Source organism: Acinetobacter sp. CWB-G5 (genome assembly GCF_019209785.1).
GTDB lineage: Bacteria > Pseudomonadota > Gammaproteobacteria > Pseudomonadales > Moraxellaceae > Acinetobacter > Acinetobacter johnsonii.
Genome location: NZ_JAHUTF010000004.1, coordinates 204,690 through 230,103 on the forward strand (window position 1 = coordinate 204,690; position 25,414 = coordinate 230,103).

Genomic DNA, 25,414 nt, shown 5'->3' on the forward strand with positions numbered 1-25,414 from the left:
ATCTTATGAACAATTTGCAATGGCTCGATGAAGTAAAATTTAACGAACAAGGTTTAGTCCCTGCCATTGCACAGCATCACCAAACGGGACGTGTCTTGATGGTTGCATGGATGAACCGTGAAGCTTTGGCTTTGACGGCTGAGAAAAACCAAGCCGTGTATTTCTCTCGTTCACGCAACAAGTTATGGCACAAAGGCGAAGAATCTGGGCATTTTCAAACCGTGCATGAAATTCGTCTCGACTGCGATGCCGATGTAATCGTGCTACAAATTGAACAGCACGGCGGAATTGCCTGTCACACAGGTCGCGAATCATGCTTCTACCGTAAACTCACGCCAAATGGCTGGGAAATAGTGGATGCACAACTCAAAGACCCGAACGCAATTTATGCTGGAAAATCAACCAACCCACATACATTGGTAATGAATGCCTCAACGGCACAGTCTGAGCAAGTTGAAGTTTTGTCCTACCTCGGTCAAATGATGGCTGAGCGCAAAGCGGCGGATCCAGACTCATCTTATGTCGCAAAGCTGTACCACAAAGGTCTCAACAAAATTTTAGAAAAAGTCGGTGAAGAAGCGGTTGAAACCATTATCGCGGCTAAAGATTTTAAATCTGAAGCCAATGAAGACCATAAAAATGATTTGATCTATGAAGTGGCAGATCTTTGGTTTCATACTATTGTGGTTTTAGGCTATTTCGACTTAGACCCTCAAGTGGTTCTTAATGAATTGGCACGTCGTCAAGGGCTTTCTGGTTTGCTTGAAAAAGCCAACCGCAGCCACTAAGTTTATTGCCTGTGTCGAATATCATCAAACCGAGCGCGACTTATGAGCAAGCCATTGCCATTGATAACGCGCGTCTGGGCAAATCGTTTAAAGTAATTGCTTATGCAGGCACAGGTAAAACCACCACACTGCAAATGATTAGCGATGCCATGCCACAAAGACGTGGCATGTATTTAGCGTTCAACAAAGCCATTGCCAGCGAAGCGCAAACGAAGTTTCATGGCAATGTCGACTGCCGAACCTTCCACTCGCTTGCTTTTCGCAGTGTTCCACGTGGAGTGACGGATAAACTTCGTCTGCCTCGTTTAAGTCCGAGTTTTATTGCCAAAGAATATCGCCTAGAACCGATTACCTTAAGACGGATGATGGGTGGACGTTATGAAAAATATGTATTGATGCCATCACGCTTGGCCAGCCTTGTGGCGAATGCTGTGAGTCACTTCTGCTCAACCAGTTCTCAGTACCCAGCACCGCGACATTTACAAGCACCGAGCTGGTTACATCCCGATGATATCGATTCACTACAAAAGCACCTCTACCCTGCCATTGAACGTCGTTGGTTAGAGTCGATTGATCCCAACCATCAGGCTGGGATTGGTCATGATATTTATTTAAAACTGTGGGCGTTGTCTGAACCCAATATCCCAAGTGACTATGTGTTGTTTGATGAGGCACAAGATGCCGATCCGCTGATGTTGGGCATCTTACTGAAACAGCGTAATACACAAGTGATCTATGTCGGAGATGCACACCAACAGATTTATGCATGGCGCGGCGCAGTCAATGCTATGCAACAACTGCCTTTGCCTGAGTCACGCCTCACCACCTCATTCCGTTTTGGTGAAGAGATTGCATTGCATGCCAATGCCATTTTAGGCGCCTTGAATGAAACCGTACCGCTCATGGGCAACCCTCTACTCAACTCCAAAGTGGTCAACAAACCTCATACCAAAATGCGCGATGCGATTTTATGTCGCACCAATGCGCGCGCTATGGAACTGTTGCTCTCAGGATTGGTCCATGGCGACAAAGTCAGCTTACAAGCCGACCATGTCAAACTGAACCGCTTTGTCGATGCCGCCGCGATGCTTAAACAAGGTAAGCGCGTCACCGATGTGCCTGAACTGGCCTGGTTTAATTCTTGGCATGATGTACATGAATATTGCGAAACCAATGACGGCAGTGACATCAAACCTTTAGTAAAATTGGTAGATGATCATGGCACCGATCCACTCAAAAAAGCCCTCGCTAAGATTACGCCGATTGAACAAGCGGATTATATTATTTCCACCGCACACAAAGCCAAAGGCTTAGAGTGGAACCGCGTTCACATCGAAGATGATTATCAGTTCAAGATCAACGACAAAGACCATAAAATTAGTGATGAAGAGTTAAGACTGCTTTACGTGGCCTGTACACGTGCTAAAGTAAGTTTAAATATCCATCACATTTACGATCTGATGCAACAGCTAAAAAAACAAATGCCAAGCTCATTACGTAAAGTTGTTGGATAGTCGAATGTAAAAATAGTCACAACCGCTGCGGGTGTTCTATGAAAATTCAATCGATTCACCTGAAACACATCCTGCATTTTGCTGACCTTAAAGTCGATTTTTCTTATCACGATAAACCCGTCACTTTAATTTTAGGAGATCAAGCCTCAGGCAAGACCTCAATCTTACGTTTTAGCTATCAGGCTCTGACTTGGTTTGCAGCCCGTTATAAAGATTTACGCTCTGCAGGTGTGGTGATGTTAGATCACGACATTATGCTGAACCGCCTACAGTCCAAAATTGATATTCAAGTTGCTGTGCCCGCTGAGTTGTATGCTCTCAAACCTACGGCAGCCGATACTGCGCCCGAACCCTATACATGGCAACTCTACAAAACCTTAAACCAACATGGCATTGGCATCAGCCGAGTTGAAACATTAGAACTCGAACAACTGGTCAATCTATATCAGCAAGCAACGTTACAAGATCCGCTGCAAGGTTTACCGTTGATTGCGTATTATCCTGCGGAACGTTTTGTCAATGAGATGAATATTCTCAGCAAGAACAATCCCCTGATTTTCCAACATGCACATGCCTATGAAATTTCAGCCATTCCCTATACCACCTTTGCGCGTTTCTTTGAGTGGTTTCGTGAAATCAGCGATATTGAAAATGCGCAAACTGCGCAGTTTTTACAAACGATATTGCATCAGCCTAAAAGCATGCCACCCGATATCCCCTTAAGCTATAAATTGGCTCAGGCTCAAGCACACATCCAGTCACCCAGCCTACAAGCGCTCAAGCAAGCGTTAGCAACTGTTCTGCCCGAAATAGAAGATCTTTATCTGCAATATCATCCCAAGTTACAACTGATGGTGCGCTACCATGGCAACAGCATGCTCTATCAACAGCTGTCCAATAGTATACGCAACTGGGTGGCGCTCGTTGGCGATATTGTGCGACGTTTATGCCTACTCAACCCTGAAAGCCTGTTCCCTTGTTTAGAAGGTGACGGCGTACTGTTGATTGATGCAATTGATCATCAATTGGATCAAAATATGGCGCAAGTCATTTTAAAACGTTTAAATCAGGCTTTTCCTCGACTACAAATTATCGCCTCAGGCAACCGAAGTGAGTTGCTGGAACAAGCCAGCGAGTTTCAATGCCTCAAACTGGAAAATAAGCAATTAAGTCCTATCCAACTCGAACCACTGCAACATCAGTTCGATGTGATTTACCAAAACCTTGCCAATCATGAAGCGATGAGTGGAAGCACCGAACCGATTGCGGCTGAACCCCAAGATTTAAGTGTGGCTGAATTATTCACACAGATTCAACAGCAACTCTCTCCCGAACAGCAACAGCATTTAATTGCTTTACTCAGTGCTGAAGATGATGCTTCATCGGCAAATCCATTAACTTAGCCTGCTTCATAAGCATATCTATTTCAACCCTCAAAAACAGGCGACCAATGGTCGCTTTTTTACATTTATTGCACTGAGAAAGTACCTACCATCCACCAAGAAATGACCATCACGCGTATAATGTTTTGCGTCAGCGCAAAAAAGATTGATGTTGTTTTAGTCATGTTATATGATCGGTTTTACTTGCAAATTTCTAACTGAAATCGGATTTTGCTATAACGCTTCATGAGTTGCGCAACACAACTTCATTATTTTTAAATTTCACATTGGCTTTCAAGATTGAGACTCTTGGGCTGCTCTTTGCAGTCCTGTAATCCTTGAAAGATGAGATTCACCAATAGGTTTTGACCTATTCACGACAATGGAAACGAGTGTGCTACCGATTATTATATTGTTACCGTTAATACTTGGCACAACCCTTGTCTCATTACTGAAGCAGAGCTCACGCAGGCTAACCGCCTTCGCAGCTGTTGGAGTCAGTATGACAAGTTTAGGCTTATTACTGACCCAAGCACGAGAGGTGTTTAATGGCGCTGTCATTACGCAGTCGTGGTCATGGTTGCCGCAGCTTGGAATTGACTTCAGCTTCCGTCTAGACGCATTAGGCCTCCTCTTTGCCTTACTGATTAGTGGCATCGGAACGCTCATTTATATTTATGCCTATTTTTATTTAGGCCCAAAAAACTCTCTCAACAAACTCTATCTACTGCTCATGTTGTTCATGGCAGCCATGCTCGGAATTTCTCTCTCCAATAATTTAATTTTACTCCTCGTTTTTTGGGAGTTGACCAGTATCTCCTCTTTCCTATTGGTCGGTTATTGGAGTAATTACGACGCGGCGCAACGTGGCTCACGCATGGCATTGACCATTACGGGTATGGGCGGATTAGCCATGCTGGGTGGTTTCATCTTGCTCGGCCAAATCACAGGCACCTACGAGATTGATCAAATCTTGACGATGACAGCACAAATTCAAAGTCATGCTTTATTTGTTCCTACGTTGCTGCTGATTCTACTCGGTGCTTTTACCAAAAGTGCACAATTTCCATTCCATTTTTGGTTACCCAACGCGATGGCTGCCCCGACCCCCGTGTCTGCTTATTTGCACTCAGCAACCATGGTAAAAGCGGGCATTTTCTTGGTGGCACGACTGTTACCCATTTTTGCAGGTGCGGCACTGTTCCATAATTTGGTCACCTTTATTGGCCTATTTACCCTCTGTATGGCTGCATTTTTTGCCATCTTTAAAGAAGACCTGAAAGGTTTATTGGCCTATTCAACCATCAGCCATCTCGGCTTGATCATGTGTCTATTGGGAATCGGATCACCATTGGCTGTGGCTGCGGCTATTTTCCATATTATTAACCATGCCACCTTTAAAGCAGCGCTGTTCATGATCGCAGGTATTATCGATCATGAGTCAGGCACACGTGATTTACGTAAGCTTAGTGGGTTATGGCAACTGTTGCCTTATACAGCCACTTTGACGATGGTCACTGCAGCATCAATGGCCGGCGTGCCCTTGACCAACGGTTTCTTATCTAAAGAAATGTTCTTTACTGAACTGCTCAGCAATCTGTCTGGTCCTGTGCTCATCTGCTCCGCGATTGTCGCGACACTGGCGGGGATTTTTGCAGTCGCTTACTCTGTGCGTTTGGTACATGGGGTTTTCTTCGATGGCCCATTAGGCAAACAAGTTCCCAACAAAGATGCGCATGAGCCACCGTTTGGCATGCGGGTACCGGCCACTTTACTGGCGATTTTGTGTATTTTAGTCGGCTTATTCCCTGCCCTTTTGGTTGAAAACATCGTCAACAGCACAGCACGCGCCAGCACCCAAGTGATGGACTTTGAAGGCGCACATCTTGCCCTATGGCATGGTTTTAACATGCCATTATTGATGAGCGTGATTGCGTCGATTGGCGGTCTGATTTTCTATTTCAGTCTAGCGAAAGGTGGCAAAATTCGAGAAATTGATCTCGATCCATACCTAGGTCGTCTACAAGGTCGAGTTGCCTTTGACTTATTCCTGAAGTCACTCCTACTCAACTCGCGCAAATTTAAACGCTGGACTGAAAACGGTAAATTACAAAGCTATATTCTTTGGATTGTGATCTTCAGTATTGCCATAGTCTCACTTCCGTTTTTAGGACAAGGACTGACCACAGGTACCCGTGAACTCACCCATGCCCCTGCTTTAGCGATTGTCCTGTGGCTACTGTTATTCTCTTCGTGCTGGATGATGTTGTGGTTCCACCACGAACGAATTAAAGCGGTATTGATCAGTGGCGCGATTGGTTTAGTCGTAACTATGGTCTTTATCTGCTTCTCTGCACCTGATTTGGCCTTGACACAAATCACCGTCGATGTAGTCACCACCGTACTGTTATTGATGAGTTTATCGCTTTTACCACAGCTCACTCCCTATGAGTCGAGTGTCTCACGTCGTTGGCGAGATGCCCTGATTGCGATTGGCGGCGGGCTCGGCATTGCATGGATCACATGGCTCATCTTGACCCGTGATCACAACTCCATTTCATGGTTCTTCATGCAGCAGTCGATTCCATTAGGCGGCGGTACCAACGTGGTCAACGTGATTTTGGTCGATTTCCGTGGTTTCGATACCTTCGGTGAAATTACAGTCCTCGGCATTGCAGGCATTGGCGCGCTGTGCCTAATGGATGGTATGCGTACCCACGGCACGACTATGACCCAAGGTCTCAGTTACCGTTTTAATCCATCGCCATTGATGCTTCGTATTACTGCATCTTGGATTTTACCGATTGCCTTGGTGGTCAGCCTGTATATCTTCCTGCGTGGGCACAATCTGCCTGGGGGCGGGTTTATCGCGGGTTTGATTACCGCTTTGGCCTTAATTATTCAGTACATGGCGCTCGGTCAAGATCATGCAGAACAACTGCTCAAAGCCAAGTCAGGTCGTTTGTATGAAATCTGGATCGGAACTGGTCTGGTCATTGCAGGATTAACAGGCTTAGGTGCATGGTTCTGGGGACGTCCATTCCTCACCAGTGCACATTTTTATGTGTCGCCACCGATCTTAGGCGAAATGCACTTAGCGACAGCTGCACTGTTCGATGTCGGGGTCTATATCACGGTCGTAGGTGCGACCATGCTACTTATTTCAGTTCTCGGGGACTCACGTCACTCTAGTATGTCTGGTCCAGTACCAAAGGGGGATTAATATGATTAGTTTAGAACTGTTACTTGCCTCCGCTATTGGTCTGTTGACTGCCACAGGCATCTATCTCATTTTACGTGCCCGTACCTTCCCTGTGGTACTTGGCTTGGCCATGATTGGTTATGCCGTCAATTTATTTTTATTTGCCATGGGGCGACTTCAACTTAATGCACCCGCAGTACTCACTGAAGCCAGCAAAGCCACTGACCCTTTGCCACAAGCCTTGGTGTTAACCGCGATTGTGATTGGCTTTGCTACCACGGCGTTTATTGTACAACTGGCTTTACGCAGTCGTTATGAAACAGGAACCGACCACGTTGACTCTAAAGAAGAAATACCACAAATTGACCCACGTGAGGATGAGCCATAATGAATGACTTCATCCAATTTTGGACCGAACACACTCCAATTTTTAGTATTTTAATTCCTGCCATTACCGCCTTTATTTTGGTGTTATTGGGCAATCCTGGATCAGGTTCTTTAGCACAAGACTGGCGACAACCGTGGCGTCGAGGCATCAGTTATACCTCTGGCCTGTTGGGTTTATTTACAGCGGTCAACTATCTGATCTTTGCCAGCTCTGGGCAAATCAGTGTTTATAACCTGAGTGAATGGGCTGCACCATTTGGTATTGTTTTGGTCCTCGACCAACTGTCTGCCCTGATGCTGGTTTTAACCTACGGCTTAGCTGTTCCAGTGATGTGGTTCGCCAGTAAAGAATGGGATGAACGTGGCCGTTATTTCCATGCCATGTGCCATTTCCTACTGATGGGGCTAACCGGTGCCTTCCTGACAGGCGACTTATTTAACCTGTTCGTATTCTTTGAAATCTTGTTGATGGCCTCTTATGTTTTGTTACTGCATGGTCAAGGCAAAGCGCGTTTTCAACTCGGCATTCACTATGTCACCATTAACCTGTTGGCATCAGCTCTATTTCTGATTGGCCTTGGCATGATTTACGGCAGTGTCGGCAGCCTCAATATGGCGGATGTTGCACGTTTGATGCCTCTATTGGAAGGCGATCAACATCGTATTGCTGTTGCTGGTGGGCTATTGTTGTTTACAGTCTTTGGCATTAAAGCAGCCATGCTACCTGTCGGTTTTTGGCTACCAAAAACCTATGCGGTCGCGACCACTCCTGTGGCGGCACTATTCACCATCATGACCAAAGTCGGTATTTATGCCATTTTACGTGTTAATGGCACCGTATTTGACGATGCAATTAGCCGTGAAATCCTGCAATACATTTTATTGCCGATTGGCTTAATTACCTCAGTCTATGGTGTGATTGGCGCGATGGGTGCGGAACGCTTACGTCGTTTCATTGGCTTTATGATTTTGTCTTCTGTGGGCACAATTTTAATCGCCATTTCCCTGTTCAATACCTTGGCATGGGCAGCGGCACTGTATTATTTGGTGCACAGTACCATTATTGCGGCAGCTTTCTATATTTTAAGTGGTTGGATTACCTCTCAACGTGGTGAGTTTAAAGACCACTTTAAAATTGCACCGCAAATGAAACAGCATAAGGTGGTGGCGTTAACCTATTTCACCATTGCCTTGATGATGGCAGGTTTACCACCCTTTAGTGGCTTCTTAGGCAAAGTGTTTATTCTTCAAGCCACCGCACACTCACCGTATCAATTGCTGATTATTGTGACCGTTTTAGTGGTGAGTTTATTAAGTATTATTGCGTTTACACGTGTGGGTTTCGTGATTTTTTGGCGCGCAACTAAACCAGAAGACAACCCTGATGAAGCTGCTTATGCCGCGTACCAAGCTTTGCCTGAACAAGCACCGAAGCGCAATGACAAAACCATCTATCTCTTGTTGGTCGGTTTAATCGCTTATATGGTGTTTGCAGGTCCAATTCAAAAGTACACTTACCAAACGGCTGAGCAAATCCAAAATAATGTGCTCTATGAACAGACTTTACTCAAAACTGATGAGCATGGGCAAACCATTAGCGTACAACCTTTCGACAGTGAAAATTTACCCGAGACCAAATATGGTGGCGAACGCGTAGATCCGAATGCACATTTGATTCCATATTTAATTTCAGAGGAAACACTGGAAGGCGAACATATTTCCGAATACAAAAAACGCCAAATGCAACAGCAACAACAGGCTGAAGTGAATCCCGATGCTGAAAGCCTACAACCCATGGTGGAGCCTTAAACATGAAAAAAACGTCGTTTTTGGAGCGTTGGTTACCCCACCCTTTTGTCTCGGTGATTGTTGCGCTGAGCTGGGTGATGTTGGCACATAGTGTTGATGCAGCCAGCTTAGTGATGGCATTTTTACTGGCTATTTTTATTCCGCGTCTGATCAGACCATTCATTACTTATACTCCAAATATTGAATGGAAAGCGGCGGTGAAACTATTTTTTGTGGTGTTATACGACATTGTGATGTCGAATATTCAAGTGGCTAAATTGGTCCTCGGCCCAATTGATCGTCTACAACCCAAATGGTTTCGAGTTCCGCTGGAAACACAACATGAGGAAGTAAACACCTTACTGGCGATGATTATTACCACTACACCAGGCACTGTTTCAGCAGGCATCGATCAAGATCGTGGGGACATTTTAGTTCACGCCCTCAGCACCGATGATGAAAATGCCGAGATTGAAAATATCAAAGCGCGTTATGAAAAACCGTTGATGCAAATTTTTGGTGTCGAAGCAGGAGACAAAGCATGACCATTTTGCCTTATGCCCTCGGGATTTGTTTAATCGCCATCACCATTTCAATGTTGCTGTGCTTAATTCGCTTAATCATCGGTCCATCGATTGTAGACCGCCTCTTAGCACTCGATACACTCTTTTTAAATGCAATCTGCCTCATTATTATTTTAGGCATTTACTGGGCCAGCACTTCATTATTTGAAGGTGCTCTTTTGGTTGCGATGCTCGGCTTTGTCTCTACAGCCGCTTTAGCACGCTACTTCACCTCAGGTCATGTGATTGACTAGGAGCGAGATCGATGCAACTTACGATGGAAATTTTAGTCTCCATTTTTCTCATGATTGGCACTTTCTTCATGCTGGTCGGAGGGATTGGAATGGTGCGCCTGCCCGATTTATTCATGCGCCTGCATGCCCCAACCAAATCAAGCACCTTAGGCTTAGGGAGCTTCTTGATCGCTGCAATGATCTATTCTGCATTCCAAGGACGCTTTGGTTTTGCTGAGCTGTTATTAACGCTGTTTGCCTTCTTAACCGCGCCTGTATCTGCGAATTTGATGGCGCAAGCGGCGCTACATTTACGCTTACGCTCACTGAGTGGTGACGTTCCAGAAGCACTCAATCGTCCACTGCCTTGGCAACGTACTCGTCGCAGAGCTTTTAGCAATAAGCATGAAGACACTGAACATCGTCTTTAAACGTTTGTATCCTTAAGGATATAAAAATAAATACATTTCTAGCGCTTCGGCACTGATATGGTGTTGTTGCGCTAATTGATGCATCTGTATATTGTACTGATTATAGTGTTCAAACTTATTGGATGGTGTCACCTCAATTAAATTCACTAGTGTTGCCGGACAAGTCAGTCTAATTAAGGCTCTAGCCACTCGAATATCAAAAATTAAACAATAGTCCGAATGCTCCAAAGCACTAGTTGAAAAATAGAGCAATTTAGAAATATAGCTAATATTCAAACCATTAATTAACTTCAATGTTCTATAGGCTTGTTGAATATTCTTCCTTTTTACATGCGTGAACGCCAACTCCATGAGCTCCATATTCTCTGAAGTATAATATTTATTCGTCCTAAATGTACCATAACCAATATCAGCAAAACCCCAAATCATCGTCAATACAAAAGGTAATTCCACACTAACTTTGCAATCAAAATAATCCCTAAAACATTTAATGACCTGTTCTCTTGAAATATCATCATCACAATAGTCCTTTGTAATACTTTTCAAGTTCTGATCCAAACTCAGCCATCGAGTAGAATTATACTTAAATTTAGATTCTCTCAATGGATCCAGACTCCGGATCTCTAATAATTGAGGCTCGCTCAGATACAACATTTTTAAAATCTCCATCTATTTTTATCTATATACAATTATAAAAAAAGCCACCCGAAGGTGGCTTTTTGATTCAGTTAGACTGAATTATTCATCATCTTTGTTTGCTTCGTCAGCGGGTAAATCCTTTACTGCTTCAGCAATCAGGCCAAACATATAGTTACCATATGCATTGGTTTTATCGTAATGGAAACGCAAACGCGGTGTAATACGTGTCTTAATACGACGGCCGAGTTCGTGACGCAAGAAACCTGATGCTTTGTTCAGCACATCTAGCGTTTCTTTATTGGCTGCTTCACTTTGCTCATCGCCAAGCTCACGGCCCATCACAGTCACATATACTTCAGCATAACCTAAGTCTGGACTAACCTTCACCGCAGAGATGGTCACGAGACCACCTAAGCGTGGATCTTTCAACTCTTGGCGAATGAGTTCAGACAACTCACGTTGTACAGTATCCGCCATGCGCTTAAGACGTTGACTACCCGCCATTAAAGACTCCGTTTGATCAATTGAACATCATAGACTTCGATCTTGTCTTTTTCTTTGATGTCTTTATAACCTTTAACCGCAAGACCACATTCCATACCTGCGCGAACTTCTTCAACCACTTCTTTATAGCGACGAAGTGACTCAAGCTCACCTTGGAACACAACCACGTCATCACGAAGGACACGAATTGGTTTATTACGGTGTAACATACCCTCAAGCACCATACAGCCTGCTGCTGCACCAAACTTACTTGAGTGGAACACTTCACGTACTTCAGCCACACCCAGAATTGTTTCACGGTGTTCAGGCGCAAGCTTACCACTCATCGCTGCTTTCACATCATCAATCAATTGATAAATGATTGAGTAGTAACGAATGTCGATGCCATCAGCATCCGCTTTTTGACGCGCTGCATTATCCGCACGTACGTTAAAGCCAAGAAGTACCGCTTCAGAAGATTCAGCTAGTGTTACGTCAGATTCAGTGATCGCACCAACACCTGAGCCAATAACACGGACTTTAACTTCGTCTGTTGCAAGGTCAGCAAGAGCAACGTGTAATGCTTCCAATGTACCACGTACATCAGTTTTCAATACCACATTGACGATAGGCACATCTTTCTTGCCCATAGACGCCATGATATTTTCAAGACGCATTGCGCTTTGACGCTCAAGACGTTTTTGACGTTCACGATCCATACGCGCATCGGCAACTTCACGTGCTTTCTTCTCGTCATTCACAACAAGAACTTCATCACCCGCCATTGGCGCTTCAGGTAGACCTAAAATTTCAACCGGAATTGAAGGACCTGCAGATTGAATACGTTTACCGTTTTCATCTGTCATCGCACGTACGCGACCATAAGATGCACCCGCAAGAACAAGGTCACCTACTTTCAATGTACCGTTTTGAACCAGGATAGACGTTACCGCACCACGGCTGTTGTCTACACGTGCTTCAATCACGACACCTTGAGCAGCACCTTCTTCAGATGCTTTCAACTCAAGTAATTCAGCTTGGATTGAAATAATATCTAGAAGCTCATCAATACCTTGACCTGTATGTGCTGAAACCATTGCAACAGGAACGTCACCGCCCCATTGTTCAGGCACGATTTCTTTCACAGTCAATTCATTCAATACGCGATCTGGATCAGCAGATTCTTTATCCATCTTGTTGATTGCAACAATAATTGGCGTACCTGCAGCACGTGCGTGATCAATCGCTTCAGCTGTTTGTGGCATTACACCATCATCTGCTGCAACAACCAATACCACGATGTCTGTCGATTTCGCACCACGTGAACGCATTGCAGTAAATGCTGCGTGTCCCGGAGTATCTAAGAATGTGATAATGCCTTTATCCGTTGTTACGTGGTAAGCACCGATGTGCTGAGTGATACCACCCGCTTCACCAGCTGCCACTTTTGAACGACGAATGCGGTCAAGTAACGATGTCTTACCATGGTCAACGTGCCCCATGATGGTCACAACAGGAGGACGAGTCGTTTGAGCGCCACGTGCTTCTTCTGCTGCTTCCAGTAAGTTATCTTCAGCTTGCGTATCCGATACAAGAACTGGGTTATGGCCCATTTCTTCTACGATTAATGCCGCAATTTCTTGATCAATCGCTTGATTCTGAGTGACAAGCTCACCCATTTTCATGAGTGACTTAATTACTTCACGTACCTTAACTGCCATTTTTGCAGCCAAGTCAGCAACCACAATGGTTGAACCAATTTCAACATCATAAACTTGCTTTTTAACCGGTTTTTCAAAGCCATGCTTGTTTGCAGAGCTTGTTTTTAAACCACGTTTATGCGAGTTATCACGGAAAGATTGCTCTTCACCACGACGACCACCTTTCTTCGGTGCGCGTGTAGCTGGCGTATTGGTACCACGTTTGATTTCGCGGTCTTCTTTCGCAAATGAGTCTTCATATGCTTGACCAACCAGACCCGCAGCAAGTGGAGAATCATCCACTACACGAATGGTCGCAGTTGCATCTTCGTTTGAATACTTAGATGCCATTTGACGCATTTGTTCAAGTGTACGTTGCTGCGCTTCTTCAGCTGCCTTACGACGTGCTGCTTCTTCAGTCGCTTTTAATTGAGCGGCTTGAGCTTCACGTGCTTTTTTCTGTTCAGGTGTTTCAACAACTTTAACTTGTGCTTTAACCACAGGCTTATTGTTTGATTTACGCTTCACAACTACCGCAGCTTTTGCTACTTCTTGCTTCGTCGTTTCTTGCTTTGCAGCAGCACGCATCGCTTCAAAGTTTGCAGCCGCTTTATTTACTACTGGCGTTTCAGCTTTTGGTTCAACCATAGCTTGAACGTTCGCACGAGCTTGTTGCTCAGCTTGCGCTTTTGCCAAAGCTTCCGCTTTAATTTGTTCTGGATCTGGCTTGGTAAATGTATGTTTCTTGCGAACTTCTACATTAATCGTTTTTGCCTTACCTGAAGTACTCGCTACTTTAGCGGTACTGGTCGTTTTACGTTTCAACGTGATTTTTCCTGCCTGACCATCGTCTTGACCATGAATTTTCTTCAAATGGTGCACGAGGGCATCTTGTTGTTCAGTAGAGATTATATCGTCCGATTTACGCTGTGGTAAACCAGCATCACGAACCTGCTCTAGGAGCTTCTCAACAGGGCGGTTCACACTGAGAGCTAACTCTTGTATCGTCTTATCCGTCATGTAGATCTCCTAGTTAAACCATGATTCGCGCGCTTTCATAATAAGTTGACCCGCTTTCTCTGTACCCAGACCTTCAATATCAGCAATATCGTCAGTCGCTTGGTCAGCCAAGTCATCAATTGTGATGACACCACGTGCTGCAAGTGCATAAGCAATCTCTTGCGTCATCCCTTCCATTGCAACGAGTTCCGCGCTTGGATCTTGGATGTTTTCTTGCTGCTGTAATGCATCAGCCAATGCAACTTCTTTGGCACGACTTTGAAGTAATTCAACAACTTCAGCATCTAGCTCAATTTCGTCAAATGTTTCAGCTGGAACATAAGCAATCTCTTCTAAAGAAGTAAAGCCCATTTCAACCAATGCCATTGCCAAATCTTCTTCAATATCTAGACGCGATACAAATAGGTCTAAGTATTGTTGTGCTTCATTTTGCTGACGAGCATGATACTCATCTTCAAGCATCATGTTGAGTTTGTAGCCTGTCAGTTCAGAGGCTAAACGTACGTTTTGACCTTGTGAACCAATCGCACGCGCCAATTGATCGCTAGTTGCGAAAATAATGTCCGCTGTACGCTCTTCTTCATCAATCACAATACCCGATACATCTGCTGGCTCTAAAGCACTCGCAATGTACTGCGCAGGATCATCAGACCATACAACAACATCAATACGCTCACCGTTCAATTCTTGCTGAACTGCTTGGATACGTGTACCACGCATACCAATACATGCACCCACTGGATCAATACGATGATCATTGGTTTTCACAGCAATTTTAGCACGAACACCGGGTTGACGCGCTGCCGCTTTAATCTCAATGATTTCTTCAGAAATTTCAGGAATTTCCTTCTTCATCAAAGCGATGAGCATTTCAGGCTTGGCACGTGACAATTGTAGTTGTGCACCACGACCTTCACGGTTCACATTAAACAAAATCGCATTTACACGTTGCTTCGGACGCAAAATTTCTTTTGCAATCATTTCTTCACGTGCAAGATACGCTTCAGCATTGTCACCTAAGTCAATGATAAAGCCATCTTTGGTTTGCTTTTTCACTTCACCGTAGATCAACTCACCCACTTTAGACTCGTAGGCATCTGCAATCAACGCACGTTCCGCTTCGCGAATCTTTTGGACAATCACTTGTTTTGCAATTTGCGCCGCAATACGACCGAAGTCAATTGAAGGCACTTCAAGCTCACGAATATCACCAATCGACCATTGTGCAGGATCAACATCTGAAATCGCATCTTGACATGCTGGCATCTCATGATCTTCATCCGCAACCACTTCCCATTGACGGAAAGTGCTGTATTCGCCCGTTTTACGATCAATCTCTACACGAAGCTGAGCTTCTTCAGAGTTTGTTCCTTCGTAAAATTTCTTTTTAGTCGCAGCAACAAGCGCTTGTTCTAAGGCTTCGAAAATCGCTTCACGAGGTACACCTTTTTCATTACTAACCGTTTCAACTACGGTAAGAATTTCACGTGCCATAAGCCACCTATTCGTTCAGATTCTTATTTATTAAATGAATTAATCTTGATAGACCAAATTGGCTTTATCAATATTATTACTATCGATTTCAAGCACCTGTTGCTTTTCCACTTCGACTTGAATCATTTCAGCTTCAAGATCTACAGCAACCAATTTAGCTTGGAATTTACGACGGTTATCGACCGCACTGATCAAACGGAAAGCGATCTGTTGACCAATATATGCAGGTAATTGTTCAAGTTGGAAAAATGGACGATCCCAACCCGGAGATGACACTTCAAGTGCATATTCACCTGAAATTGGATCATGGACATCCATCATTGCGCCGACTTGCTGGGTCACGCGTACACAGTCTTGTACGCCGATGCCACGGCCCTGCTCTTCTTCACCATCTTCATTGATGATAGGTTCTGCATTCTCGTCGACAGCTTTGTCGATATAAATGCGCAATAAAGAACGTTTTCCTTGAGGAAGGAATTCAATTCCCCAAAGATCAACACCACAGGCTTGCACTGCAGGAGCAATTAAGTCTTGGAGTGCTTGAGTTTTATTTGATAGCTTCATTTACTCTCGTCATTTTTGTGCGATTCAATGGCCGAAACAGACCACTACAAGCCGATACAAACTATAGTAGTAGTGGAACATGACACTTTGACTTTCACCGTATCCGGCTCACATCGACACTACACGATAGCCAATAAAAAAGGGCGTAATCGCCCCAATTATTGCACAGAAAATTAATATCCACTGTGCAAAAAGGCCCACCTTGTTGTGAGCCTCTTTTTAGAAACTTGGTAGCGGGAGCTGGATTTGAACCAACGACCTTCGGGTTATGAGCCCGACGAGCTACCAGACTGCTCCATCCCGCATCAACGTGCAAAAATTATATACAAATATGAACTATTTTTCAATCTAAATACTTCGTACTTGCTCTGATTTAGTTGCACCTAAATCAAATTGGTAGCGGGAGCTGGATTTGAACCAACGACCTTCGGGTTATGAGCCCGACGAGCTACCAGACTGCTCCATCCCGCAACAAAATGCAAAAATTTTCAGCTTAATGACATAAACTGCTTATTTTAGTTTGCATCTAAAATAAGATTGGTAGCGGGAGCTGGATTTGAACCAACGACCTTCGGGTTATGAGCCCGACGAGCTACCAGACTGCTCCATCCCGCATCAAAACGCAAAAATATTCTTAACTTAATGATTATTAAGTTACTCACCTTAGTTTGCTTCTAAAATAAGATTGATTGGTAGCGGGAGCTGGATTTGAACCAACGACCTTCGGGTTATGAGCCCGACGAGCTACCAGACTGCTCCATCCCGCATCAATAGAATTCGCTGCATACACCAACTTAATCTTCTGGATTCATAAGTTGGTGCGGAAGGGGGGACTTGAACCCCCACGCCCGAAAGCACTACCACCTCAAGGTAGCGTGTCTACCAATTCCACCACCACCGCAGCTGTGACGCATTCTAGTAGCATCGCCACAAAAAAGAAAGGACTAATTCCAATTATTCGCTTGTTTTAGGTGCAGCTGGCGAAGTTTCAGTCGATTGTGCAGGTGCAGAACTTGTCGTTTGCACTGACTTTAAGCTATAGGCATCTGTGGTTTGCTTTTTGGCAAACACAGCAAGTGACAAACTGGTGATAAAAAACAAGGCCGTCAAAACCGCAGTCAATCGGGTCAAGAAATTACCTGAACCTGATGCGCCAAATACAGTTGCAGCACCGCCACCACCAAACGAAGCACCAGCATCTGCACCTTTACCATGCTGGACCAAAATCAGCACGATCATCAACACAGCTAAGATAATATGTACTACCAGCACAAAAGTTTGCATGCTGAACTCCTAATTATTTTGTATTTGCAAATGCTTCGACAATTTTATAAAACGACGTTGCATTTAAAGATGCCCCACCGACGAGTGCACCATTGATATCTGGACAGGCCGCTAACTCTACTGCATTTTCAGCTTTTACACTACCACCATATAAAATGGCCATGTTCGCGCCATGACTGGTAATTTGCGTAAGGCCTTCACGGATTTTCGCATGCATGGTTTGCGCGTCTTCTGGTGAAGCAGTTTTTCCTGTACCAATTGCCCAAATTGGCTCGTAGGCAATCACAATATGAGGCCACTGCTCTGCCTTTACCACACTGGCTAAGTCGCAAATTTGTTGTAAAACCACTACTTCTGCCTGACCAGATTCACGCTGTTCTAAGCTTTCACCGACACAGTAAATGACTTTTAAACCCGCATTTAAGGCATTTTGAGCTTTCGCATTTAAAATTGCTGCGCTTTCAGCAAAATATTCACGACGTTCTGAGTGACCAATTAAAACATATTCAATTTGACTATCTTTAAGCAGCTCTGCACTCACCTCACCGGTATATGCACCCATGTTGCCAAAACGCGAAACATCCTGCGCTACAGTAAAAACTGCACGTGCAGCATTCGCCAATTCAGTCTGCATTGAAGTCAAAGCCAGCGTCACAGGCGCAAGCCCAATGTTACATTTTTCTTCTGCTATTTCATTCTCTTGCAAGAGCTGTTTAAATTCTTGAAGCAATTGCTTGGCATCTGCCTGCATTGGGTTCATCTTCCAATTGCCGACAACCCATGGCTTAATCGTCGAACCCGACATACAGCACCCTATTCAAAACAGTTCATTAAAACGGCCTCATTCTACACGGTATTTATTTTTCAAAGATAGTTTTCTTCTAGAATTTCTTCGGCAATCAAAATAATACGAATGAAAATAAAGACATCTTTTTGTAAAAAAACCGCCTGCTATTACGACCAGTTCATGCTTTTAATCGATATTAAGGTGGTGACAACACTTTCAGATATGGTATTTTTGTGCAACAAAAGTATAATTTTACGATACCAATTATAAACAATTGAGAAGTTAAGGATCTGGGGAATGTCAGTATCAAATGGTTTGCCTAAGTTCACAGGCTTCATTCGACGCTTAGTCGAAGACGGACGCGTGACTGCTGAAAATATGCAGCAGGCAATGCTCTCTGCAAAAAAGGCTCAGCAAGACATCGTCCCTTACCTGATTGAAAATCATAAACTCTCTCCACAAATGATCGCTGAGACGATTTCTTTAGAATTTGGCGAGCCCGTTTTTGACTTAAGTGTCTATGATTCTGTACAAATTCTACGGGATCTGGTCGAAGATAAACTCATCACCAAGCATCGTGTGTTGCCGATTTACCGTCGTGGCAATATCCTCTATATCGCTACCAGCAATCCAACCAACATGGATGCGATGGACGCAATTCGCTTCAATTCTAAAATGAATATTGAAGCAATTATTGTGGAACATCCCCAGCTTGAAAAACTGATCGAACAAAATTTTGCGCAGGCCGATAGCTTTGAATTTTCTGATGAAGATATTGATTTAGACTTAGAACAAGACCCTCAGAACTCCAATGACGAAGAAGACGATTCACCTCAAGGCGATGAAGCACCGATCGTCAAATACATCAATAAATTACTGATCGATGCGATTCGTATGGGCGCATCAGATTTACACTTTGAGCCTTATGAGAAATCTTACCGTGTCCGTTATCGTGTAGATGGGGTTCTGCGTCACATTGCCAGCCCACCACTACAACTGGCGACTCGTCTTGCTTCACGTTTAAAAGTTATGTCACAAATGGACATCTCTGAAAAGCGCGTCCCGCAAGATGGTCGTATTAAATTAAAGCTGTCAAAAAGTAAAGCCATCGACTTCCGTGTCAACTCACTTCCAACCTTATTTGGTGAAAAATTGGTTCTGCGTATTCTCGATCCATCTAGTGCTATGCTAGGGATCGATGCTTTAGGTTATGAACCAGATCAAAAAGACCTGTTTATGCAGGCTTTAGACAAACCGCAAGGCATGTTGTTAATTACTGGCCCGACAGGTTCAGGTAAAACGGTGTCGTTGTATACAGGTTTGAATATTCTAAATAAAGAAGACACTAATATCTCAACAGCGGAAGACCCTGTTGAAATTAACTTAGAAGGTATTAATCAGGTCAATGTAAACAATAAAGTCGGCCTCACCTTTTCTGCTGCACTAAAGTCCTTCTTACGTCAGGACCCTGATATTGTGATGGTCGGTGAGATTCGCGACCTTGAAACGGCTGAAATCGCAATTAAAGCTGCACAGACAGGTCACATGGTCATGTCGACACTCCACACCAATAGTGCACCTGAAACCCTGACACGCTTACGCAATATGGGGGTTCCCTCTTTTAACATTGCAACCTCGGTCAATTTGGTGATTGCACAACGTTTAGCGCGCCGCTTATGTAACCAATGCAAAACCGCTGTTGATATTCCCGAACAAAGCTTGCTCGAAATGGGCTTTACTTCAACAGATATCCAAGATCCAGACTTCAAAGTTTATCAACCGGTGGGGTGTACTGAGTGCCGTGAGGGTTATAAAGGGCGTGTTGGTATTTATGAAGTCATGAAAGTCACGCCAGAAATTTCAAAAATTATTATGGAAGATGGCAATGCGTTGCAGATTGCTGAAGCATCTGCAAAATTAGGATTTAACAATTTACGTCGTTCAGGTTTACTCAAGGTTATGCAGGGGGTCACTTCCTTACAAGAAGTGAATCGTGTAACCAGCGAATAGTTGAAATATTGAAAGAATAAGGATAAATGCATGGCTGTCAAAAAAGCACAGATGATGCCAACCTTCAATTATGAAGGGATTGATCGTAAAGGGGCAAAAATTAAAGGGGAATTGCCTGCACGTAATCTTGCCCTCGCTAAAGTTACTTTGCGCAAACAAGGGATTACCATCAAGAGTATTCGAGAAAAGAAAAAGAATATTCTTGAAGGCATAATGAAGAAAAAAGTGACGACACTGGACATCACGATTTTCACCCGACAGCTCGCAACCATGATGAAAGCGGGTGTACCACTAGTACAAGGTTTCGAAATTGTGGCGGAAGGTTTGGAAAACCCGTCTATGCGTGAAGTTGTACTGGGCATTAAAGGCGAAGTGGAAGGTGGTAATACCTTTGCTGGAGCACTCAGAAAATATCCACAATATTTCGACAACTTATTCTGTTCATTGGTTGAATCAGGCGAACAATCGGGTGCACTTGAGACCATGCTGGATCGTGTGGCGGTCTATAAAGAAAAAAGTGAATTACTAAAACAAAAAATTAAAAAAGCCATGAAATACCCAGCAACCGTAGTTGTGGTTGCGGTGATCGTAACTATTATTTTGATGGTCAAAGTTGTCCCTGTTTTCCAAGATTTATTCAGTTCCTTTGGTGCGGATTTACCTGCATTCACCCAAATGGTGGTAAATATGTCTGAATGGATGCAGAAATACTGGTTCATTTTGATTATTGTCGTTGGTGTGGTAATTACCGCATTACTCGAAACCAAAAAACGCAGTAAAAAGTTTCGTGACATGCTGGATAAAGCCGCACTGAAAGCCCCGATTTTTGGTGATTTAGTCTATAAAGCGATTATCGCGCGCTATAGCCGCACCCTGTCTACCACCTTTGCTGCGGGTGTACCCTTAATTGATGCTCTCGAATCTACCGCGGGTGCAACCAACAATGTGGTCTATGAAGAAGCTGTGATGAAGATCCGTGAAGATGTCGCAACAGGGCAACAACTTCAATTCGCGATGCGTGCCACCAATAAATTTCCATCAATGGCAGTACAAATGGTAGCGATTGGTGAAGAATCTGGTGCGCTCGATGCTATGCTGGATAAAGTTGCAACCCACTATGAAAATGAAGTCGATAATGCTGTGGATGGCTTAACGGCAATGATGGAACCTCTGATCATGGCGGTCTTGGGTGTACTTGTGGGTGGCCTAGTGATTGCCATGTATCTACCAATCTTCCAAATGGGTTCAGTGGTTTAATGCAAGAAATAATTTCCTATCTTATCAATACTCCAATGGCGCTTTATTTCGCCGTTGGAGTTTTTAGTTTGTGCATCGGTAGTTTTCTAAATGTGGTGATCTATCGCACGCCAAAAATGATGGAACAAGAATGGCGCACCGACTGCCAACTTCTGCTTCATCCTGAACAGCCTATTATTGATGAAACGAAACTCTCGTTGAGCAAGCCTGCCTCGACCTGCCCCAAATGCAAAAGTGCCATACGCTGGTATCAAAATGTCCCTGTGATTAGCTGGTTACTGCTACGAGGAAAGTGTGGCACTTGTCATAACCCGATCAGCATTCGCTACCCTGCGATTGAACTCCTGACCGCCATTTGTGCATTGGTCGTGGTTGCAGTCTTTGGTCCAACAGTCCAAATGCTGTTCGGTCTCGTACTCACTTACATTTTAATCACCTTAACTTTTATTGATTTTGACACTCAACTTTTACCTGATCGCTATACCCTCACCCTTGCAGGTCTGGGTTTAGGGGTCAATAGTTATGCGATTTACACCACACCGACAGCGGCCATTTGGGGTTACATCATTGGTTTCTTATGCTTATGGATTGTCTACTATCTGTTTAAGCTCATCACAGGCAAGGAAGGTATGGGTTATGGTGACTTTAAGTTACTTGCTGCTTTAGGCGCATGGATGGGTCCTTTGCTACTACCACTGATTGTGCTACTTTCTTCTTTCGTAGGCGCCATTATCGGCATCATCCTGCTCAAAGTCCGTAAAGAAAATCAGCCTTTTGCTTTTGGTCCGTATATTGCCATCGCAGGATGGATTGCCTTTTTGTGGGGTGAGCAAATTATGAAAATATACTTAGGCAATTAAAATAATATGTCATTTATTTTAGGTCTGACAGGCGGGATTGGCAGTGGAAAATCTGCCGCAAGCCACTGGTTTGAACAACAAGGCATACAGGTAGTTGATGCTGACGTGGTTGCTCGAGAGATTGTTGCTGTAGGGCAACCCGCACTTCAGCAAATTCGAAGCAGCTTCGGCGAGTGGGCCTTACTGGACAATGGCGAACTGAATCGACGCGCTTTACGTGAACACATTTTTCAGGACCCGTCTGCCCGTAAGCAATTGGAAAAGATCACCCACCCTGCAATTCGTCAGTCCATCATGCAACAATTACAAGCTGCGACCAGCCCTTATGCGATTTTGGTTTCACCGCTACTTTTTGAAACCAATCAGCATGAACTAACACAACATACACTTCTGATCGATGCTTCAATTGATATCCAGATTCTTCGTGCTTCGCAGCGCGACCATCAAACCATTGAGCAAATTCAAACCATCATTAAAGCGCAAATGTCCCGTGAACAAAAACAAGCGTTGGCCGATGATATTGTGGTAAATGATGGACACTTGGAACACTTATACGCACAGCTCAGACCGTTGCATTTAAAGTATTTGGCCCATTCAGAAGTCTAAAAAAAAGCAGTCAATTATGACTGCTTTTTTTGTTGTGCGAGTTGGGCTTTCAAACTGTCCTGCCGTATCCAACGCCATGGCTGCAAGGCCCCGATCCCCATTCCCAGAAGACCACATAAAATCGCAACACTCAAAGGCTCATTGAGCAAAGGAACCGCAATAATCGCAGCAATAAAAGGCGCCAAAGTCACAATACTGCCTGTTTTAAATGCCCCCAAACGCTTAATCGCTTCCACATAAGTGAGGGTCGCCACGATGACTACGAACACGCCATGAAATACAACCTGAGCAATCAATTGCACAGGTTGCACATGCGCTAGGGTTTTGGGTAGAAATAAAATATAAATCGGCACAAAAATAATCGCAGCCCAAATCGCAACACCTGCCATGGAGTGCCATGCCGACAGTTTCCATTGTCTTAATAAAACGGTAAATGTTCCCCACAGCACAGCACTGAGTAAAAACAAGCCATCACCTAAACTAAAAGCAACACCTGTTTCTTGATACATCAGCCCACTCATGGCCGTCAGTGCGAGCAACATAATACTGAGACTGAGCCAAGTATGCCGGTCAAACGGTTGTCGAAATAGCAGATAAGCTGCGACAGCCGTGCAAAGCGGAATGCAGCCATTCAGAAAGATCGCAGCATGTGCCGCAGGCACATAATGAAAAGCGCTATAAGCGGTGATGCAGTAACACACCCCACCAATCATCGCCAAAATAAAAGGCTCTTTCTTCCACAAAAAGGCGGTATCTTTTTTATAGATCAAGATTGGCATTAAGATGCAAAACGCCAAGAGAAAGCGTAAGGCGGTAATATCCCACGCACCAATACCCCAATTGGCACTGAGCCGCGCCGTTAAGGTAAATCCCCCCCAAATACACATGGTGATGGCAATAAAGACATAGCCTTGTTTTTGAGGGGTCATCATTGTGCTTACATTGAATCAGGAATTAAAAAATCTTAGACATTACGTTGACGGCATGCTTCATACAAAGCCATACCCGTTGCTACACTGACATTCAAACTTTGTAGATTTCCTGCCATCGGAATATAAACCGTTTGATCGCATTGAGACTGGGTAATTGGACGCAGACCAGTATCTTCAGCACCCATCACCACACATACAGCCGTTCCAGTAAAATCGAACTGTTGTAGCGGCAAGGCTTTTTCATCCAACATGGTACCGACCACACGCACATTAAACTCATCTTTAATTTGCGCTAAAGTCCGAGCCAAATTGGTCACTTGGATAAATTTAACTTTTTCAGCACCACCTGCCGCGACTTTGCGCGCGGTCGGGGTCAAACTTGCAGAACGATCACGAGGCACAATCACGGCCTCAACGCCCATTGCCGCCGCGGTACGGATACATGCGCCGAGGTTATGCGGATCGGTGACTTGATCTAAACCCAGCAATAAACAATTTGGAGATTGTTTCAGTAAGGCTTCTAGATCTTTTTCATTGAAAACTGGATTAGGTCGAACTGCAGCCACAACGCCTTGGTGGAACGGTAAGCCAGCCATTTTTTCTAATCGATCACGACCGGTTTGTTGTACGCTAATACCAAACGGTTCAGCCAACTCAAGTACGCGCTTTAAACGCTGGTCATCACGCCCTTTTAAGGTAAAAAGCGTCAGTACGCGTTCAGGTTCAAGTTCCAACAATGACTCCACCGAATGAACGCCATAGAAATATTCAGGTTTAGCCATGTAGGACCTCTAAAAAGATAAATGACCATCGACACGATGTGCCAAAATAAAAATCCTGTAAAGCTGACTTTACAGGATTGCTGTGCAACGGATAGTTTAACTGATTTCGCTTGAAATTACTTGGCGAGTATCAGTTGAAAGCTTAACCTTCTAAATGACACACGTAGTCCAACACTTCGTCGGTTTCAATTTTAAAACGACTATTGCCAGGCACATAAAAAGACTGACCTGCGCGGAACAATTCACTCTCTTCGCTGTCTGCAATTTGTACACGACATTCGCCTGAAATAATTTCCATACGCTCTGCCACATGTGTTTCAAACGTCAAAGCTTGCTCTGTCGGAAGAATAACCCCTAACGTTTTTTTGGTGCCATCTTCAAATTGCACAGTATGACTGATGCATAAACCGCCAAAATAAACATTGGATTTTTTAATGACAGAGACATGGTCGAACTGAGTTGACATGCGTACACTCCAGATAATGCGCATTTATATTCGTATTGATTCGCTAGTTTAAAGATGTGCGATTAACTAATCAATCGATGTTTTATTCCCCTCAATCAATATTTTGTTAAAGTCCGACCATCGTACAATTGCCTCAATTTCCAGCCCATTTTGGCGTGTTTTTTGCCAATGCGATCCGTTCACTGAGTCGTGCTCTTTCTGTATACACCGCATACCCACAAGTTTGTGCTGTGTTTGCTATA

Annotated in this window: 23 protein-coding genes and 5 tRNA genes; 13 read left to right on the top strand and 15 right to left on the bottom strand. The window is 44.1% G+C overall.

All coding sequences use genetic code 11. The features are described 5' to 3' along the window. The first annotated feature begins 5 nt into the window (after positions 1-5). The 9 genes from hisIE (at position 6) to KVY11_RS09695 (ending at position 10,288) form a co-directional block, all read left to right on the top strand. Positions 6-788, top strand: coding sequence for a bifunctional phosphoribosyl-AMP cyclohydrolase/phosphoribosyl-ATP diphosphatase HisIE (gene hisIE, locus KVY11_RS09655; RefSeq protein ID WP_218288789.1), 783 nt, complete (start codon positions 6-8; stop codon positions 786-788). Positions 789-799: 11 nt separating this feature from the next. Further along, positions 800-2,302 carry an AAA family ATPase gene (locus KVY11_RS09660; RefSeq protein ID WP_183173603.1) on the top strand — a complete coding sequence of 501 codons (1,503 nt, stop codon included), beginning with the start codon at positions 800-802 and terminating at the stop codon, positions 2,300-2,302. 38 nt (positions 2,303-2,340) lie between these two features. Next, on the top strand, positions 2,341-3,705 hold the full coding sequence (locus KVY11_RS09665) for an AAA family ATPase (RefSeq protein ID WP_218288790.1): 1,365 nt from the start codon (positions 2,341-2,343) through the stop codon (positions 3,703-3,705). Between the two features lie 361 nt (positions 3,706-4,066). After that, positions 4,067-6,907, top strand: coding sequence for a monovalent cation/H+ antiporter subunit A (locus KVY11_RS09670; RefSeq protein WP_218288791.1), 2,841 nt, complete (start codon positions 4,067-4,069; stop codon positions 6,905-6,907). A 1-nt stretch (position 6,908) separates the two neighbouring features. After that, complete coding sequence (locus tag KVY11_RS09675; protein ID WP_004692695.1) at positions 6,909-7,274, top strand: Na+/H+ antiporter subunit C; 366 nt, start codon at positions 6,909-6,911, stop codon at positions 7,272-7,274. After that, the gene (locus KVY11_RS09680; protein WP_114836918.1) at positions 7,274-9,082 is read left to right on the top strand and encodes a monovalent cation/H+ antiporter subunit D; all 1,809 of its coding nucleotides are present in this window, start codon (positions 7,274-7,276) and stop codon (positions 9,080-9,082) included. Before KVY11_RS09675 ends, KVY11_RS09680 begins: the two co-directional genes overlap by 1 nt. A 2-nt stretch (positions 9,083-9,084) precedes the next feature. Further along, positions 9,085-9,606 carry a Na+/H+ antiporter subunit E gene (locus KVY11_RS09685; RefSeq protein WP_004692699.1) on the top strand — a complete coding sequence of 174 codons (522 nt, stop codon included), beginning with the start codon at positions 9,085-9,087 and terminating at the stop codon, positions 9,604-9,606. Next, positions 9,603-9,878, top strand: a complete 276-nt coding sequence (locus KVY11_RS09690) for a monovalent cation/H+ antiporter subunit F (RefSeq protein ID WP_087527049.1) — start codon at positions 9,603-9,605, stop codon at positions 9,876-9,878. Before KVY11_RS09685 ends, KVY11_RS09690 begins: the two co-directional genes overlap by 4 nt. A gap of 11 nt (positions 9,879-9,889) precedes the next feature. Beyond that, positions 9,890-10,288 carry a Na+/H+ antiporter subunit G gene (locus tag KVY11_RS09695; RefSeq protein WP_004692702.1) on the top strand — a complete coding sequence of 133 codons (399 nt, stop codon included), beginning with the start codon at positions 9,890-9,892 and terminating at the stop codon, positions 10,286-10,288. Positions 10,289-10,300: 12 nt separating this feature from the next. Here the strand turns inward: KVY11_RS09695 and KVY11_RS09700 are convergent, their stop codons facing one another. The 12 genes from KVY11_RS09700 to tpiA all read right to left on the bottom strand — a co-directional run bounded on the left by KVY11_RS09700 (position 10,301) and on the right by tpiA (position 18,277). Beyond that, positions 10,301-10,957, bottom strand: coding sequence for a hypothetical protein (locus KVY11_RS09700; protein WP_371315987.1), 657 nt, complete (start codon positions 10,955-10,957; stop codon positions 10,301-10,303). Positions 10,958-11,026: 69 nt separating this feature from the next. After that, positions 11,027-11,431 (bottom strand): ribosome-binding factor A, encoded by a 405-nt coding sequence (locus tag KVY11_RS09705; protein ID WP_004978763.1) that lies wholly within the window; start codon positions 11,429-11,431, stop codon positions 11,027-11,029. Next, on the bottom strand, positions 11,431-14,130 hold the full coding sequence (gene infB, locus KVY11_RS09710) for a translation initiation factor IF-2 (RefSeq protein WP_010325772.1): 2,700 nt from the start codon (positions 14,128-14,130) through the stop codon (positions 11,431-11,433). The genes KVY11_RS09705 and infB overlap by 1 nt, the downstream gene beginning before the upstream one ends. Before the next feature lie 9 nt (positions 14,131-14,139). Next, entirely contained in the window at positions 14,140-15,624 is a 1,485-nt protein-coding gene (nusA, locus tag KVY11_RS09715) for a transcription termination factor NusA (protein WP_004692706.1), read from the bottom strand. Between the two features lie 39 nt (positions 15,625-15,663). Next, positions 15,664-16,188, bottom strand: a complete 525-nt coding sequence (gene rimP, locus KVY11_RS09720) for a ribosome maturation factor RimP (protein WP_004692708.1) — start codon at positions 16,186-16,188, stop codon at positions 15,664-15,666. Between the two features lie 228 nt (positions 16,189-16,416). Further along, positions 16,417-16,493 (bottom strand) — tRNA-Met (locus KVY11_RS09725). An 89-nt stretch (positions 16,494-16,582) separates the two neighbouring features. Continuing rightward, positions 16,583-16,659 (bottom strand) — tRNA-Met (locus tag KVY11_RS09730). A 67-nt stretch (positions 16,660-16,726) separates the two neighbouring features. Continuing rightward, positions 16,727-16,803 (bottom strand) — tRNA-Met (locus KVY11_RS09735). 75 nt (positions 16,804-16,878) lie between these two features. Continuing rightward, a tRNA-Met gene (locus KVY11_RS09740) sits at positions 16,879-16,955 on the bottom strand. 49 nt (positions 16,956-17,004) lie between these two features. Next, a tRNA-Leu gene (locus KVY11_RS09745) sits at positions 17,005-17,089 on the bottom strand. A 53-nt stretch (positions 17,090-17,142) separates the two neighbouring features. Next, positions 17,143-17,472 carry a preprotein translocase subunit SecG gene (gene secG, locus KVY11_RS09750; RefSeq protein ID WP_004692710.1) on the bottom strand — a complete coding sequence of 110 codons (330 nt, stop codon included), beginning with the start codon at positions 17,470-17,472 and terminating at the stop codon, positions 17,143-17,145. 13 nt (positions 17,473-17,485) lie between these two features. Then, positions 17,486-18,277 carry a triose-phosphate isomerase gene (tpiA, locus tag KVY11_RS09755; RefSeq protein ID WP_168159358.1) on the bottom strand — a complete coding sequence of 264 codons (792 nt, stop codon included), beginning with the start codon at positions 18,275-18,277 and terminating at the stop codon, positions 17,486-17,488. 279 nt (positions 18,278-18,556) lie between these two features. On the opposite strand from tpiA, the gene pilB reads away from it, so the two are divergent. From pilB to coaE, 4 genes are read left to right on the top strand one after another with little or no spacing between them, the layout of a single operon-like run. Beyond that, the gene (pilB, locus tag KVY11_RS09760; RefSeq protein WP_168159359.1) at positions 18,557-20,269 is read left to right on the top strand and encodes a type IV-A pilus assembly ATPase PilB; all 1,713 of its coding nucleotides are present in this window, start codon (positions 18,557-18,559) and stop codon (positions 20,267-20,269) included. A 30-nt stretch (positions 20,270-20,299) separates the two neighbouring features. Next, the gene (locus KVY11_RS09765; protein ID WP_159152946.1) at positions 20,300-21,526 is read left to right on the top strand and encodes a type II secretion system F family protein; all 1,227 of its coding nucleotides are present in this window, start codon (positions 20,300-20,302) and stop codon (positions 21,524-21,526) included. Then, complete coding sequence (locus tag KVY11_RS09770; protein ID WP_218288793.1) at positions 21,526-22,386, top strand: A24 family peptidase; 861 nt, start codon at positions 21,526-21,528, stop codon at positions 22,384-22,386. The genes KVY11_RS09765 and KVY11_RS09770 overlap by 1 nt, the downstream gene beginning before the upstream one ends. Before the next feature lie 6 nt (positions 22,387-22,392). Next, a complete protein-coding gene (gene coaE / locus KVY11_RS09775) occupies positions 22,393-22,992 on the top strand; it encodes a dephospho-CoA kinase (protein ID WP_062035173.1) in 600 nt (199 codons plus the stop codon). Positions 22,993-23,006: 14 nt separating this feature from the next. Here coaE and KVY11_RS09780 read toward each other — a convergent pair whose 3' ends face one another. The 3 genes from KVY11_RS09780 to KVY11_RS09790 form a co-directional block, all read right to left on the bottom strand. Further along, on the bottom strand, positions 23,007-23,924 hold the full coding sequence (locus KVY11_RS09780; protein ID WP_029574926.1) for a DMT family transporter: 918 nt from the start codon (positions 23,922-23,924) through the stop codon (positions 23,007-23,009). Positions 23,925-23,956: 32 nt separating this feature from the next. Then, positions 23,957-24,706, bottom strand: coding sequence for a 23S rRNA (guanosine(2251)-2'-O)-methyltransferase RlmB (gene rlmB, locus KVY11_RS09785; RefSeq protein WP_004692717.1), 750 nt, complete (start codon positions 24,704-24,706; stop codon positions 23,957-23,959). A 142-nt stretch (positions 24,707-24,848) separates the two neighbouring features. Continuing rightward, the gene (locus KVY11_RS09790; protein ID WP_004692718.1) at positions 24,849-25,172 is read right to left on the bottom strand and encodes a pyrimidine/purine nucleoside phosphorylase; all 324 of its coding nucleotides are present in this window, start codon (positions 25,170-25,172) and stop codon (positions 24,849-24,851) included. Between the last annotated feature and the right edge of the window lie 242 nt (positions 25,173-25,414).